The sequence below is a fragment of the Gracilibacillus halophilus YIM-C55.5 genome (genome assembly GCF_000359605.1).
GTDB classification, from domain to species: Bacteria; Bacillota; Bacilli; order Bacillales; family Amphibacillaceae; genus Gracilibacillus; species Gracilibacillus halophilus.
Map to the genome: position 1 here is coordinate 1 of NZ_APML01000070.1, position 15488 is coordinate 15488.

Sequence of the window (15488 nt, forward strand, 5' to 3'; positions counted from 1 at the left end):
AAAAATCTCCAAAAGCATCTACAATGCCATCTATCATTTCGGGTATAACGTTTTCATTATTGTTTATAACCTTCTTCATATAATCACCACTCCTTTTTGTTTTCTTTCATTTCTTTTTAATTTATTAATGTAATTATATTTATTATTAAGAAAATTGTCAAACATCCTTTCATAACTTCTCCCGTTTTAATTTTAATTGTAGTGTGTATCATTTAAAAGAAAAACTGAAAATTTATGATGGGATGTAAATTAGACTCTCTCTTTCCTATCTTAAATCACGTTTCATACTCTGTTATCTTAGCAATTATTGTACATGTTTCGTTATAGATTATAGGTTTGTTCTCATATTGTTTCGAAATTTTCGATTTCATTTATCAGACGATTTACGAAAATATATAAAAGAAATTGAAATAAAATATTGACAAAAACGAAATTAAATAAGAGAATATGTGTAAGGGATTACATCAATGATGTAATAAATAAAAAAATGGAGGGTCAAATCATGAAAAAACTTTTATTGTTCTTATCTCTATGTTTATTAACGTTAGGATTAGTTGCCTGCGGTGGGGGAGAAGGTGATTCTTCAAATCAAAATTCCTCAGGTAATGACGGTTCAAATGAAGGGAGTTCAGGAAGTAGTAATGAAGTAACTGAAATTAATGTAGGGACAACACAGACTGAAGATTCACTTTTTGCGAAAGCGCTTAATGAATTCAAAAGTGAAGTCGAATCAAATACTGATAATGTAACAATCAATTTACACTTTAATAGTGAACTTGGTGGCGAAAGAGAAATGGTTGAGGGTGTAAATATAGGTACATTAGAAGGTGTTTGGACATCAACTGGAGTAATTTCAAATTTCGTGCCTGAAATGGCAGTAGTAGATTTACCTTTTATATTTAAAGATAAAGAGCATGCAAGATCAGTGATGAATGGCTCTGTTGGTGATGAATTAGCTTCAAAATTAAGTGAGCAAAATTTTAAACTTTTAACTTGGGGAGAAAACGGATTCCGAAATCTTACTAATAGCTCTCATCCAATTGAAAAACCTGAAGATTTAGAAGGCTTAAAAATCAGAACGATGGAAGTAGAATCACATCAAGAGGCATTTAATGAGATGGGGGCATCTGCTACACCGATGGCATGGGGTGAAGTCTTTACTTCTTTACAACAGGGAGTAATTGATGGACAAGAAAACCCACTACCAATTCTTGTTTCGTCAAAATTATATGAAGTCCAAGATTATGTGTCGCTAACTCAACACGTGTACTCACCTACCGCTTTAATGATAGGTCAACAAGTTTGGAACGAATTATCTGAAGAAGATCAACAAATCGTTATGGATGCAGCGAAGGCAGCTCAACAAAAGAACTATAATGTTGCTGATAAAAAAGCTGAAGAATACAAGCAAACATTAAAAGATAATGGTATGGAAATCAATGAAGTAAATAAAGAACCATTTATGGAAGCGGTTAAACCAGTAGTTGAGGAATATAAATCCGATTTTGAAGATTTATATAATCAAATTGTAGAAGCTGGTAAATAAAATTTAAAGAGATGAGGGATTTTCCCTCTTCTCTTTATTAAAAGGTGATAACATGTTGCAAATTGTCAAAATGATCGACCAAATAAATAAAGTGGTAAAAATACTAGTAGGCATATTTATTGCTGTAATGGCAGTCACAATTATTCTTCAAGTGTTTTCACGTTATGTGCTAGGTTCTTCATTAACTTGGTCAGAAGAAATGGCAAGGTATTTTTCAATTTACGCTGTATTTTTTGGAGCGGCCTTGGCGCTACGACGACAAAATCTCATAGCAGTTGAAGTATTACATGAATTTTTGCCTAAGCATATAACAAAATGGTTAAAATTGATCGTTCAAGTAATTTGTGTTGTATTTTTCATAGTATTAATTGTTCAAGGATTTAATATGATGGATCGGGTTAGTACACAACAGTCACCTGCCTTACAAATTTCTATGTTAATACCATATGCGTCCATACCAATTGGTGGAATGCTTATGATATTGAATTCATTCGCGGTTTCAATTGAATTATTGAAAGGAGTGAATGAAAAATGAGCGCTATATTATTTATCTCACTCCTTCTATTGTTTCTTTTAGGTGTTCCGATAGCTGTAGCATTAGGAGCATCATCAGGGCTTGCAGTTTTTTTTAGTGGTGATATCCCACTGTTAGTATTAGTACAAAGATCATTCACGTCTATTGATTCGTTCCCGTTAATGGCTGTACCTTTTTTCATTTTAGCAGGAAAACTAATGGAAGTTGGTGGTATATCGGAACGGATTATAAAATTTGCTAATACGTTAACAGGGCACTTAAAAGGTGGTTTAGGAATGGTTGTTGTCATAACATCCATGTTCTTCTCTGCCATATCGGGGTCTAGTGCAGCTACAACTGCAGCAGTAGGAGCCATACTCATACCTGCTATGATTCGAAAGGGATATGATCGAAACTTTGCTGCTTCAGTATCTGCAGTTTCAGGTGAATTAGGTGTGGTGATACCACCAAGTGTCCCATTGATCTTGTTTGGTGTTGCTACTGGTACATCTATAGGTGAATTATTTATTGCAGGTATTTTGCCAGGTGTCTTAATAGGTATCAGTTTATTATTACTTGTCTACATTATTTCTGTAAAAAGAGGTTATCCTAGTGATGATAAAGCTAGCTTAAAAGAACGATGGGAAGGTTTTAAAAGTTCTTTCTTAGCTTTATTGATGCCGATCATTATTTTAGGAGGAATTTACGGTGGTGTCTTTACTCCAACTGAAGCGGCAGCAGTAGCTGTATTGTATGCCTTTATCATTGGTGTATTTGTGTATCGTCAACTGACACCAAAGGTAATTTCAAAGGCATTAAGTGATTCAGCGGTTACTACTAGTATAGTCATGTTTATTATTGCAAACGCAGGTTTATTTGGTTTAATTCTAAGTAGGGAAAAGATTCCGAAACAAGTAACAGAATTTTTTGTAGGTATCAGTTCGAACGCAATCGTATTTTTATTGCTTGTTAACCTATTGTTAATTATAGTTGGAATGTTTATGGAAACAAGCGCTTCAATCATTATTTTAGCACCAATATTAACTCCAGTAGCAATAGAAATGGGGTTAGATCCAGTGCACTTTGGGATTGTTATGATAGTGAATCTCGCGCTAGGAATGTGTACGCCACCGTTAGGAGTTAATCTATTTATAGCCTGTCAGATTGCTGATATTAAGTTAGAAACACTTGCCAAAGCTTTAATTTTATTCTTCGCGATGTTAATTGTAGATTTATTAATCATCGGTTTTGTACCAGCAATATCACTAATGTTCTTGTAAAAAGGAGAATTATATGAAACTGGGTATTAGTACCTATGCCTTCTTATGGCAATGGTCAGATCGATCACCGAGTAAAATATCTTTAAGAGAAATGATACGTCAAACGAAGGATTATGGTGGGAAAGTTTTTCAAATATGTGATTACCCGCTAATAGAACAAATGGATGATGATTCTTTAATAGCATTAGCGGCATTTGCTGATGAATTGAACATTGAATTAGAGTTAGGTACTAAAGGTGTTCATCCATCAATATTGAAACGCTATTTACGAATAGCAAAATTATTGAATGTTAGTATGATTAGGTCTATGGTTCATAATCACGAATATAAACCTGAACAATCACAAGCGATAAAATGGATACAAGAAGTGATGCCAGAATTTGAACAAGAGGGTGTTACACTTGCGCTAGAAACTTATGAACAGGTGAGTACAGACGCTTTGATTAATATTGTTACTCAAGTGAATAGTTCGTTTTTAGGGATTTGTCTAGATCCAGGTAATACGATTGCTTCATTGGAAATGCCAAAGGATGTAATTGATAAGGTTTCGCCATATGTAGTGAACCTTCATGTAAAAGATTTTCAATTTATCAGAAATGACGGTTGGGTTGGGTTTTATTTAGGCGGTTATCCCTTGGGAGAGGGGCAATTAGATCTAGACTACATGCTAGACTCTATTGAGCACAAAAATGTAAATGTCATTATAGAAATGTGGCTGAATTTTCGTGATACTTATGACGAAACAGTAAGGACTGAGAAAGAATGGTTATCAAAAAGTGTAGATGTTTTAAATAAGAAATTAAAATCATTGTGAGAAAACGTTATTTTCTGAAGGAGGAATTTGAATGGGACTAACTATTAGTGTAATCGGTGCCGGTGGTAAAATGGGTACTCGGGTTACAAATAATCTAGTAAAACATGAAAAATATAATGTTTTGTTTTCAGAAAAATCTGAGCAAGGCATTAAAAGTATAGAAGAAAGAGGATATCAAGTTACGGCTACTGAAGATGCAGTTAAACGAGCAGATGTAGTTATCATGGCAGTTCCGGACACATTGATTGGGAAGATATCTGAACAAATTGTACCTCAATTAAGTAATGGAGCAATACTACTCACATTGGATCCTGCTGCAGCTTATGCTAATCAATTAGCGCTAAGAGAGGATTGTACGTTTGTTGTTGCGCATCCATGTCATCCTTCGGTTTTTGCTGAAAACCTAACACCAGAAGAACATGAAGATGTGTTTGGAGGGGTTGCTGCAACTCAAGATATTGTCGCTGCTTTACATGCTGGTGAGGAAGATAAGTATAGTGTAGCTGAACAAGTAGCTATTGATATGTACGCACCAGTAGGGGAGTGTCATAAAATAACAGTGGAACAAATGGCTATTCTTGAACCGACGGCTGCTGAGGTTGTAACTGGTTCTGCAGCAGTTATTCTAAGAGAAGCTTATGATGAAGCTGTCAAGAAAGGGGTCCCTGAGTCAGCAGCAAGAGCCTTTATCTTGGGTCATATTCAAATATGTTTATCCGTAGTATTTAAGAGCTCAAATCCATTTTCAGATGCGTGTCAAATTGCTATTGACTATGGATTAGAAGAAATTTATCAACCGGACTGGAAAAAAGTATTTGATCAAAAATCATTAGATGAAGTCATCGATCGTATGCTCGAAAAATAAATCTGTATCAGCCAATGGTGATTAGGCAGATATTCCTTGTAGTATAGGGATATCTGCCATTCAACTATGTTTTGATGTTAAAAGTATCAGATAAAACTAAATGAGGGTGTAGTTATATAGTATAGTTTGACAAGTGTGGTGTTATAATGGCGATTTTTATAGAAGTTATGTTACCCGTTTTATTAGTATTTATGTTAGGTTTTGGGATAAAGAAGTGGAAAAGTATTGAAATCAGGTCAGTTTCTACGATTGCTCTTTATGTATTTATGCCATTTCTTGTTTTTGAAACAATTTATAATGCTGAATTAAATAAAACATATTTAGATTTAGTTCTTTTTTCTTTTATATTGCTAGTGCTATTGGTAGTGATTAATAAATGTTATGTAAAATTGAACAAGTATTCATCTTCCAAAGAAAGTGGCTTTATTTTATCAACAGCATTTATGAATTCTGGTAATTATGGAACACCAATCATATTATTTGCTTTTGGAGATAAAGCTTTTACGTTTGCTGTATCATTTATGATTTTACAGCAGATTATCATGAACTTTTTTGGTATTTATTATGCAGCGAAAGGGAAAGAGGGGATAAAATTTGCGCTAAAATCGGTGATTAAAATGCCGCCAAATTATGTTGTTGTTATTGCGGTATTATTAAATATTCTTCAAATTCCTGTACATACAAATCTAATGTCGATTATTGAGTTTTTATCCAGTGCAACAATTCCATTAGTTATGATTGTTTTAGGTATGCAACTCGCTGATATAAAATTCGTTCGTTTTCAATGGAGTAATATCAGTTTTGGAGTGCTTTTAAGGCTAGTACTTTCTCCTGTAATTGCATATCTCATTACTGTTTTATTTTTTGATATGGATATACTCATGCAAAAAGTATTAATTATATTAAGTGCAATGCCAAGTGCGGCCACTACTGTACTTTTTGCTGTTCAATTTAATAAAGAACCAGAGTTAGTTTCAAGCATTACCCTCATATCTACAATATGCAGTGTCTTATCTATCTCCATATTATTGAATGTATTCATATAAAAGTAATCCCCTTTTTTATTATTCGAAAATACATGAATCTTTATTTTTGCGCGGCTAATGTTTTATGTTCTCCTTGTCACCTTGCTGATATGTACATATTTATATTAGCAAGGTTAGACTATGTTCTCGCTCTAATAAATTTCTATTCAACTATTTGGGATTGACTTTGTAAAGATATGTTATTTTTTTCCGAGAGATCTATTCCCCCTTTAACCGTATGATGGACATAGTCAAACGGTAAGGGGAGGTGAAAGGTTGCTTTCGACTTCGAACTAAAAACCTTCCTCTTCAAACGAAGTGAAATGGTGATTGTTTCACTTGTTTTAGTCAGCAAGGATAAACTGAACTTGATGTTGCTCCAATGATTGCTGTAAATCCTCATCGACTTCATTCTCTGAAACAAAAATATCAATATCGTCAAGTTTTGCGAAGGAAGCAATCGAATTATCGCCAATTTTCGAATGGTCAATAATGGCGATCACCTTTTCTACTCGTTTGACTAAGTTTTTCTTTAATTCTACTTCAAATACACTAAAGTCGGTCAAGCCCTCCTCAGTTGTAAAACCACGAGCAGATGTGAACATCGTATCGACATGAATTTGATTTAATATGTTTAAACCAAATTCCCCTTCAAGTGCCATCGAACCATTTCTCAGCATACCACCGAGTAAAATCACGGTGATCGAAGGATTATCACGCAATTCAATCGCCGCTGAAATACCATTCGTTAAAACGGTTAATTGCATATTTTCTTCTTTAAGGATTCTAGCGATTTCTAGCGCTGTAGTACTAGCATCAAGTAATATGCAATCCTTTTCATTTATGAGTTTCACAGCTTCCTTTGCAATGATGACTTTACTTTGTCTATTTTTCTTCTTACGCTCAGAAAATGTATGCTCAGAGTTAATTGGTGAATCAAGAACAGCGCCACCATGGGTTCGTGTTAACAGCCCTTGATTTTCCATACTTGATAAGTCACTCCGTAATGTGGCTTCAGAGACTTCAAGCATTTTGGATAGGTCTTTCACCGTAATCCGCTTTTTTTCTTGTAATATTTCTAAAATGACATTTCTTCTTTCGGTTGCGAACATCTTACTCAACAAAATCACCCTTATTCATCAAAATCGTTTTTGTAACTATACATATTGTATCACATTATGAAAGTAAACGAAATCAAATAAACACTAATCAGCTTCGAAAATTGAATTAATTATCTAAATTCTGTTAAATGCTAGTAACATAAATATTTTTCAAAAGGTACGCATTGTTTGTCATCAGGTGACAAATTTCGACTTACGATTAATTTTTTAAACAAAAATAATCGAAAATATATTGAAATTAAACGAAAATTAATGTAATATAATAAAAAAGAGCACAAGGAAACGAGAGTATTTTTCAATCTATTGAAAGAGGGTGACCCCAACATGCGAGACTATTCCATTGATTTCTTAAAAGTGACAGAAGAAGCGGCGATTGCAGCATATCCTTGGATTGGAAGTGGCGAAAAATTAGCAGCTGATCAGGCAGCAACCAATGCCATGCGCGAGCATTTAAATCGCATCGACTTTGATGGAAAAATTGTGATCGGAGAAGGCGAGTTAGATGAAGCACCCATGTTATATATTAATGAAGAAGTGGGGAGCGGTCAGGGAGACCAGCTAGATATTGCAGTTGACCCGATCGAAGGGACAACACCAACTGTTAATGCTGAACCGAACGCATTTGCAGTGATTGCTGCTGCACCTCGAGGAACAATGCTTCATGCCCCAGATATTTATATGGAGAAAATGGTCGTAGGACCTCAAGCAGCGGGTAATATCGATATTGATGCACCATTAGCGGATAATTTACAAGCCATCGCAAAGGCTGAAGGAAAACGTGTTCAAGATCTGCAAATCGCGGTGCAAAAACGAGATCGACATCATAAAATCATTGAAATCGCGCGAGAATATGGTGCCAAAGTGCAGCTATTTAACGACGGAGATATTACGTATGCGATTGCGACTTGTTTAGACAATCATACCATTGATCTATTTGTAGGAACAGGCGGTGCCCCTGAAGGTGTTGTAGCAGCTGTAGCCGTTAAATGTCTCGGTGGTGATATGCAAGCAAGATTGCTACCGCAAACGGATGAAGAAATCAAGCGATGCAAAAAAATGGGGATCCTTTCACCGAAAAAAGCACTGCGACATGAAGATCTCATCGATGCTAAACAATGCGTGTTTTCAGCAACCGGCATTACCGAAAATATTTTATTACAAGCGATAAAAGTAAATGCCAATCAAATGTGTACGACACACTCACTGTTGTTAAACAGTGATCAGCATAAAGTGCACTATATAACGAGTGACCATTTAAAAAAAACAACAAATGATCCATTAAAGGAGGAAATCATTTTATGAAATTCTTTTTAGACACAGCCAATATGGACGAAATTAAACGTATTCATAAGTTAGGACTTGTCGATGGCATAACGACCAACCCTTCTATTATTGCAAAAGAGGGAAGAGATTTTGAAGAAGTTGTGAAAGAAATTTGTGCATTGGTCGATGGGCCGGTAAGCGCTGAAGTTATCGGTCTGGAAACGGAAGAGATGTTAAAAGAAGCAAGAGACATTGCGACGTGGGCACCGAACATTGTTGTGAAAATTCCAATGACAGAAGCCGGTCTTGAAGCGGTTCACGTTCTATCACAAGAAGGCATTCAAACAAACGTTACACTCATCTTCTCAGCGGCACAAGGTTTAATGGCTGCAAAAGCAGGTGCAACATACATTAGTCCGTTTGTCGGTCGCATTGATGATACAGGAACGCAAGGGTTAACGTTAATTGAAGAATTGCGTACGATTCTCGACCAATATCAGTTCAATACAGAAATTATTACCGCTAGTGTACGGAATCTGACGCATTTACAAGGTGCTGCGAAAGCGGGAGCGGATATTGCAACGATTCCAGGCTCCTTATTTCCAAATCTATGGAGTCATCCACTAACAGATATCGGCATTCAAAAGTTTTTAGATGATTGGGAAAAAGCAAACGCCAAGTAAAAGGAGGATGAGAAAAATGTCAACAATAGCAGACAATGCAGTTGCCACAGAGCAACAAGTCATTAATACCGTAAGAATGTTGTCTATTGATATGATTGAACAAGCGAATTCCGGGCACCCAGGTTTACCAATGGGTGCCGCCCCTATGGCACATGAATTATGGTCCAAGCATATGAAGCATAATCCTGCCAATCCGAATTGGTTTGATAGAGATCGGTTTATTTTATCGGCTGGACATGGATCAGCGCTATTATATAGCCTCTTACACTTACATGGATATGATGTCAGCCTTGATGATTTGAAGCAATTCAGACAATACAAAAGTAAAACACCAGGCCACCCGGAGTATGGGCATACACCAGGAGTCGAAGCAACGACAGGACCATTAGGACAAGGACTTGCCATGGCAACAGGAATGGCGATCACTGAAAAATATTTAGCCGCTCGATACAATCAGAAATTTTACCCTATTATTGATCATTTTACGTATTGTTTATGCGGCGACGGTGACATTATGGAAGGTGTGTCTCAGGAAGCTGCTTCATTAGCTGGTCATCTGAAGTTAGGGAAATTGATTGTTTTTTATGATTCCAATGACATCTCACTGGATGGCGACTTGGATCAATCATTTTCAGAAAATGTCGGCGAACGATATAAAGCAAATGGATGGCAAGTGCTCAGAGTCGAAGACGGGAACAATCTAGATGAAATCAATGAAGCGATTCAATTGGCTCAGCAAAATCGAAAAAAACCAACCCTCATTGAAGTAAAAACGACCATTGGTTATGGCGCACCGAATAAAGCTGGAACTGCCGCTGCGCATGGTGCCCCGCTAGGTGAAGAGGAAATAAAGCGAGTGAAAGAGAATTATGGCTGGGAAGAGACTGAGGCATTTACCATACCTGAAAATGTTCACAAGTTTTATCAAGCGAAACAGACGGAGTTCGCGACGAAAGAAGAGAAGTGGCACCAATTATATGAAGCATATGCTGAAAAATACCCGCTATTAGCGAAAGAGTTGAGTCAAGTCATTAACGGGGAATTACCTGAACATTGGATGTCCAATCTGCCGGAATTTTCACTTGATGCAAAACCATCAACGCGTGAAGCGTCTGGCAAAGTCATCAATGAGATCGCAAAAGCACTTCCTCATTATATCGGGGGTTCAGCTGATTTATCTGGTTCCAATAAAACGACAATGAATGGAGCAAGAAACTTTTTACCAAATAGTTATGATGGTCGTAATATTTGGTTTGGTGTCCGTGAATTCGCCATGGGAGCAGCATTGAATGGCATGATGTTACATGGCGGTGTCAAAGCCTTTGGCGGGACGTTCTTTGTGTTCTCTGATTATTTACGGTCTGCGATTCGTTCGTCAGCCCTTATGCAATTACCAGTCACTTATGTTTTCACTCATGATTCTATTGCGGTCGGTGAAGATGGCCCAACGCATGAGCCGATCGAACAATTGGCTTCATTACGAGCGATGCCAAATGTATCGGTCATTCGTCCTGCTGATGGAAATGAGGTAGCAGCAGCGTGGCAATTAGCGATTTCGAGTCAAGACACACCGCATGCTCTTGTGCTTTCAAGACAGGGAATACCAACGTCGACAACATCTTTTGCACAAGCAGCGGATGGTGTGGCAAAAGGAGCTTACGTTATTTCTGAAGCCGATCAAACAGCCGAAGGGGTGCTGTTAGCTTCTGGATCGGAAGTCGCGCTTGCGATCAAAGCACAAAAGGCATTAGCGCAAGAAGACATTCACGTCAATGTCGTCAGTATGCCATCATGGGATCGATTTGAACAACAGTCCCAATCATATAAAGAACAAGTCATCCCAAGTCAATTGAAGAAACGCTTAGCGATTGAAATGGGCGCATCATTAGGCTGGCACAAATACGTTGGCGATCACGGAGATATGGTGACCATTGATCAATTCGGCGCATCTGGAAAAGGTGACATACTCCAAGAAGAATATGGCTTCACTGTCGAAAATGTCGTACAAACCTTTAAACATTTAAAATAAGTCGTAAGAAGAGAAGGAACTATGTAGATCGTCGCACGTAAAAGATGATCAACCTGCATAGTTCCTTTTGATTGACGAAATATATACATGGTGACCGATCAATGACGAATCATATAATGAAGACTGAGTCGAGTGGCAATTGATTCAATGAAAAAGGATGATCTTTTGTTGCAATTCATTTTTCAAACCCATATAATATGATGGTAGAACCTAGACGATACTTGTGAAGTTTACATAGATTTAACAATAAAGGAGTGCAGATACCTTGAGTTTGCAAGAGCTAACCCCTGAAAAAATCGAAGAATTAGCACTAATCGATGTCGCAGCTGAAGTACTACATGATGAAAAGCAAACAATGGAATTTTATCAAATTTTTGATCGAGTGACAGAAATTAAAGGGCTGTCACAAGAAGAGAAAGACAGTTGGATTGCTCAATTTTATACAGATATTAATATGGATGGACGTTTTCTTACAAAGGGTTCGAACGTGTGGGGATTAAAGCGTTGGTATCCAGTTGATGAATTTGATGAAGATATCACCCAAAAACCGAAGAAAAAGAAGAAAAAGAAAAAAACAACGAAGAAAAAAGAAGAAACACCTGTGGTACAAGAGGGATCAGAAGAAACAGAAACGCTGGATGAATCCATTGATGAAACAGCAAGCAAGGTCACTGGGTTTGATGATGAACTAATCGGAGATGACTTAGATGACTTTGATTTTGATGAGGACGATTTGGATGATGGAGAAGTAGATGATGATTTTGACACAGATGAAGACGATGTTGCTTCAGACGATGATGTAACGGATAAATAATGGTTCCCGTCTCTATTTCATTCTTGACTTTCCATACCGAACTGAGTACAATTTTTATTGGGCTCCATCAATGAATGGACGGATAGCGTTCCCCTGATGTAAGGGGGAGCGCTTTTTATATGTATATAGAGAGACAAATGATGATTGATTGAAGCGAATGACATGAAGACTCCCATTCATTCGCGTATTGTGAGAGGACTTATCATGTAAAAATATATTATTGAAGAAAGAGGGATGGATGGTGACAAAGTATATATTTGTAACGGGTGGCGTTGTTTCATCAATTGGAAAAGGGATCACAGCAGCTTCATTAGGTAGGTTGTTGAAAAATCGAGGACTCAATGTCACGATTCAAAAGTTCGATCCATATATCAATGTGGATCCTGGTACAATGAGTCCTTATCAACACGGTGAAGTTTTTGTTACAGACGACGGAGCAGAAACAGACTTAGACTTAGGGCACTATGAACGTTTTATTGATATTAACTTAAATAAATACAGTAATATCACCACAGGAAAAATTTATTCAACTGTCATTAAGAAAGAACGTCGCGGCGACTATTTAGGTGGTACGGTGCAAGTCATTCCGCATATTACGAATGAAATAAAAGACAAAGTATTTCAAGCGGGGAAACAAACCGGTGCAGATATTGTGATTACAGAAATCGGCGGAACCGTCGGCGATATTGAGTCATTACCTTTCATTGAAGCCATCCGTCAGATTAAAAGTGATATTGGTAGAGAAAACGTGATGTACATTCACACCACACTTGTTCCATATATTCAAGCAGCAGGTGAGTTGAAAACGAAGCCGACGCAACATAGTGTGAAGGAATTGCGCTCACTTGGTATTCAGCCCGATTTGATCGTATTGCGCGCTGAAATGGAAATCAGTCAAGAAATGAAAGAAAAAATTGCTTTGTTCTGCGATATTAACGAGAAAGAAGTGATTGAGTCAGGCGATGCTGAAACGCTGTATCATATACCGCTAGCGATGAAAGAACAAGGCCTAGATCAGTTAACGTGTGATCATTTCGGCTTGGACTTGCCACAAGCGGATATGACAGAATGGGAAGACCTTGTATCACGCGTGACGGATTTGGATAAGACGATTACAATTGGATTAGTTGGTAAGTATGTCGAGCTTCCTGATGCTTATATTTCTGTCGTAGAAGCGTTGAAGCACGCAGGATTTGCACATGACGCTGATGTTTCAATTAAATGGATTAATGCTGAAGATGTCACCGAAGCAAATGTTCAAGGTCAATTACATGATGTAGATGGATTGCTGGTGCCAGGTGGATTTGGTGATCGCGGGATCGAAGGAAAAATTGAGTCGATTCGTTATGCAAGAGAGAATAAACTCCCGTTCTTAGGGATTTGTTTAGGTATGCAACTAGCAACAGTGGAATTTGCGCGAAATGTTCTCGGCTTAGAGGGTGCGCATTCGGCGGAAATCGATCCAAATACACCATATCCAATTATCGATTTACTCCCAGAACAAAAGGATGTATCAGATTTAGGTGGAACACTACGTCTTGGCATTTATCCTTGCCGCTTACAAGATGGTACCAAAACCAAAGCAGTCTATGACGAAGCTGATATCGTTTATGAACGTCATCGTCATCGGTTTGAATTTAACAATCAATTCCGTGATCAAATGCAGGAGAATGGATTCCTTTTCTCAGGTACAAGCCCTGACGAAAAATTAGTTGAAACGATTGAATTGGAAAACCATCCATGGTTTGTAGCATCCCAATTCCATCCAGAATTCAAATCACGCCCAACAAGACCACAGGAGTTGTTCAAAGGATTCATCGGAGCTACCATACAAGCATAATAGATAAGAAAACTTGGCTTAGCAAAAAGCCAAGTTTTCTTTAGACAAAATTATCCGAATGTTGAAGGATTTTCTATAAAGTTATCGAATAATATGGTATAGTTGCTAATTTGGAAAAGAGGGGCTGACAGAAGATGCAAAAGACAGTACTCGTAGTAGATGATCAAATGGGAATTCGCCTTTTACTAGAAGAAGTCATTCAATCGGAAGGATACCAAGTGGAACTGGCGATGAATGGTAGGGAAGCAGACGAATTCATTCAAAAAAAAGCTCCTGATTTAATCATTTTAGATTACAAGTTACCAATTATAGATGGGGCTACTTTATTAAAACAACTTGAAGATCAAGGACTCATGATTCCAACTATTGTGATGAGCGGATTGCCAGAGCGAGCGCAAGAACAAGTGAAAGGCATAAAGAGCGTAAAGAAAATTACCGAAAAACCATTTCAATTAGATGACATGAGACAAATGGTTCATTCATTGTTACGCGAGTAGTTGCAATGCTCGCGCATAAAATATTTTATAAAAGTAAGCGTTTACTATAATTTGAGTAGTTGCACCATGTCTAAGGAATTGGTATTCTATTATTGTATGCAATCTATCGTGCACAAGATCGGTTGTCAAATGAATGTAGTTTACATACCTTAAAGGAGGAGCAATTATGCCATTAGTATCTATGAAAGAAATGCTGGAAGATGCCAATAAGAACCGCTATGGGGTTGGTCAATTTAATTTAAACAACTTAGAATATGCACAAGCGATCTTGCAAGCTGCTGAGGAAGAACAATCTCCTGTTATTCTAGGTGTTTCCGAAGGTGCAGGAAAATATATGGGTGGCTTCAAAGTAGTTGTATCTATGGTGAAAGCACTTATGGAAGAGTATGGTACAACAGTGCCTGTAGCGATTCATCTTGATCACGGTTCTAGTTTTGAAGCATGTGCTAAAGCCATTCATGCTGGTTTCACATCCGTTATGATCGATGCGTCTCATGATCCATTTGAAGAAAATGTTGCTTTAACATCAAAAGTTGTAGAACTAGCACATTTCCACGGTGTATCTGTTGAAGCTGAACTCGGAACTGTCGGCGGTACAGAAGATGGTGTGACAGGTGGCATTATTTATGCAGACGCGAATGAATGTAAAGAATTAGTGGAGCGTACGGGTGTTGATTGTTTAGCACCTGCATTAGGTTCTGTTCATGGACCTTATCAAGGTGAGCCAAACTTAGGTTTCAAAGAAATGGAAGAAATCAATACAGTAGCAGGCGTACCTTTAGTTCTTCACGGTGGAACAGGTATTCCATCTGAAGACATCAAAAAAGCACTTTCTTTCGGTACATCAAAGATCAATGTAAACACTGAAAACCAAATGGCACAAACAGAAGCTGTTCGCAAAGTATTAAAAGAAAAACCAGAACTATATGACCCACGTAAATATTTAGGGCCTGGACGCGATGCCATTAAAGAAATCGTCATTGGCAAAATGCGCGAATTCAGTTCTTCCAACAAAGCTCAATAATTATGAGAAAAAAGCTACACAGTCATTGTGTAGCTTTTTTTTAATGGAAAAGCATTTCGTTTTCGGATGATTTTTGTTTTTTGCGTCAAACAGAAGAATCGGAAGTGGCTGTTTGCATCGAAAAAGCAGATATGCCTCAAACAGAAGAATCGGAAGTGGCTGTTTGCATCGAA

14 protein-coding genes are annotated in these 15488 nt (G+C 37.4%); 13 read left to right on the forward strand and 1 reads right to left on the reverse strand.

Annotation, left to right across the window (positions count from 1 at the left end):
- Positions 1 to 502 precede the first annotated feature (502 nt).
- The 6 genes from dctP to J416_RS12990 all read left to right on the forward strand — a co-directional run bounded on the left by dctP (position 503) and on the right by J416_RS12990 (position 6065).
- Positions 503 to 1546, forward strand: coding sequence for a TRAP transporter substrate-binding protein DctP (gene dctP / locus J416_RS12965; protein WP_003473366.1), 1044 nt, complete (start codon positions 503 to 505; stop codon positions 1544 to 1546).
- Positions 1547 to 1598: 52 nt separating this feature from the next.
- Positions 1599 to 2081: a TRAP transporter small permease gene (locus J416_RS12970; protein WP_040513627.1), complete on the forward strand. Its 483-nt coding sequence runs from the start codon at positions 1599 to 1601 to the stop codon at positions 2079 to 2081.
- Complete coding sequence (locus J416_RS12975; protein ID WP_003473370.1) at positions 2078 to 3340, forward strand: TRAP transporter large permease; 1263 nt, start codon at positions 2078 to 2080, stop codon at positions 3338 to 3340. The genes J416_RS12970 and J416_RS12975 overlap by 4 nt, the downstream gene beginning before the upstream one ends.
- 13 nt (positions 3341 to 3353) lie before the next feature.
- Positions 3354 to 4154 (forward strand): sugar phosphate isomerase/epimerase family protein, encoded by an 801-nt coding sequence (locus J416_RS12980; protein WP_003473371.1) that lies wholly within the window; start codon positions 3354 to 3356, stop codon positions 4152 to 4154.
- Between the two features lie 31 nt (positions 4155 to 4185).
- Positions 4186 to 5019, forward strand: a complete 834-nt coding sequence (locus tag J416_RS12985) for a phosphogluconate dehydrogenase C-terminal domain-containing protein (protein ID WP_003473372.1) — start codon at positions 4186 to 4188, stop codon at positions 5017 to 5019.
- A 146-nt stretch (positions 5020 to 5165) separates the two neighbouring features.
- Entirely contained in the window at positions 5166 to 6065 is a 900-nt protein-coding gene (locus J416_RS12990) for an AEC family transporter (protein WP_003473380.1), read from the forward strand.
- 323 nt (positions 6066 to 6388) lie between these two features.
- Here the strand turns inward: J416_RS12990 and J416_RS12995 are convergent, their stop codons facing one another.
- On the reverse strand, positions 6389 to 7156 hold the full coding sequence (locus tag J416_RS12995; protein WP_003473381.1) for a DeoR/GlpR family DNA-binding transcription regulator: 768 nt from the start codon (positions 7154 to 7156) through the stop codon (positions 6389 to 6391).
- Positions 7157 to 7489: 333 nt separating this feature from the next.
- On the opposite strand from J416_RS12995, the gene glpX reads away from it, so the two are divergent.
- The 7 genes from glpX (at position 7490) to fba (ending at position 15315) form a co-directional block, all read left to right on the forward strand.
- The gene (gene glpX / locus J416_RS13000; protein ID WP_003473384.1) at positions 7490 to 8467 is read left to right on the forward strand and encodes a class II fructose-bisphosphatase; all 978 of its coding nucleotides are present in this window, start codon (positions 7490 to 7492) and stop codon (positions 8465 to 8467) included.
- Complete coding sequence (gene fsa, locus J416_RS13005; RefSeq protein WP_003473385.1) at positions 8464 to 9111, forward strand: fructose-6-phosphate aldolase; 648 nt, start codon at positions 8464 to 8466, stop codon at positions 9109 to 9111. Before glpX ends, fsa begins: the two co-directional genes overlap by 4 nt.
- Before the next feature lie 16 nt (positions 9112 to 9127).
- Positions 9128 to 11140 (forward strand): transketolase, encoded by a 2013-nt coding sequence (tkt, locus tag J416_RS13010; protein ID WP_003473386.1) that lies wholly within the window; start codon positions 9128 to 9130, stop codon positions 11138 to 11140.
- 265 nt (positions 11141 to 11405) lie between these two features.
- Positions 11406 to 11954, forward strand: a complete 549-nt coding sequence (rpoE, locus tag J416_RS13015; RefSeq protein WP_003473387.1) for a DNA-directed RNA polymerase subunit delta — start codon at positions 11406 to 11408, stop codon at positions 11952 to 11954.
- Between the two features lie 241 nt (positions 11955 to 12195).
- Entirely contained in the window at positions 12196 to 13794 is a 1599-nt protein-coding gene (locus J416_RS13020; RefSeq protein ID WP_003473388.1) for a CTP synthase, read from the forward strand.
- A gap of 134 nt (positions 13795 to 13928) precedes the next feature.
- Complete coding sequence (locus J416_RS13025; protein WP_003473389.1) at positions 13929 to 14291, forward strand: response regulator; 363 nt, start codon at positions 13929 to 13931, stop codon at positions 14289 to 14291.
- A 166-nt stretch (positions 14292 to 14457) separates the two neighbouring features.
- The gene (gene fba, locus J416_RS13030) at positions 14458 to 15315 is read left to right on the forward strand and encodes a class II fructose-1,6-bisphosphate aldolase (RefSeq protein ID WP_003473390.1); all 858 of its coding nucleotides are present in this window, start codon (positions 14458 to 14460) and stop codon (positions 15313 to 15315) included.
- The last annotated feature ends 173 nt before the right edge of the window (positions 15316 to 15488 follow it).

Excerpts from the sequence above, each read along its gene's own strand:
- J416_RS12980 (WP_003473371.1), top strand. The coding sequence starts at position 3,354 with ATGAAACTGGGTATTAGTACCTATGCCTTCTTATGGCAATGGTCAGAT.
- tkt (WP_003473386.1), top strand. The coding sequence starts at position 9,128 with ATGTCAACAATAGCAGACAATGCAGTTGCCACAGAGCAACAAGTCATT.
- J416_RS13025 (WP_003473389.1), top strand. The coding sequence starts at position 13,929 with ATGCAAAAGACAGTACTCGTAGTAGATGATCAAATGGGAATTCGCCTT.
- glpX (WP_003473384.1), top strand. The coding sequence starts at position 7,490 with ATGCGAGACTATTCCATTGATTTCTTAAAAGTGACAGAAGAAGCGGCG.
- J416_RS12975 (WP_003473370.1), top strand. The coding sequence starts at position 2,078 with ATGAGCGCTATATTATTTATCTCACTCCTTCTATTGTTTCTTTTAGGT.
- fsa (WP_003473385.1), top strand. The coding sequence starts at position 8,464 with ATGAAATTCTTTTTAGACACAGCCAATATGGACGAAATTAAACGTATT.
- J416_RS12990 (WP_003473380.1), top strand. The coding sequence starts at position 5,166 with ATGGCGATTTTTATAGAAGTTATGTTACCCGTTTTATTAGTATTTATG.
- fba (WP_003473390.1), top strand. The coding sequence starts at position 14,458 with ATGCCATTAGTATCTATGAAAGAAATGCTGGAAGATGCCAATAAGAAC.
- J416_RS12995 (WP_003473381.1), bottom strand. The coding sequence starts at position 7,156 with ATGTTCGCAACCGAAAGAAGAAATGTCATTTTAGAAATATTACAAGAA.
- J416_RS12970 (WP_040513627.1), top strand. The coding sequence starts at position 1,599 with ATGTTGCAAATTGTCAAAATGATCGACCAAATAAATAAAGTGGTAAAA.
- J416_RS12985 (WP_003473372.1), top strand. The coding sequence starts at position 4,186 with ATGGGACTAACTATTAGTGTAATCGGTGCCGGTGGTAAAATGGGTACT.
- dctP (WP_003473366.1), top strand. The coding sequence starts at position 503 with ATGAAAAAACTTTTATTGTTCTTATCTCTATGTTTATTAACGTTAGGA.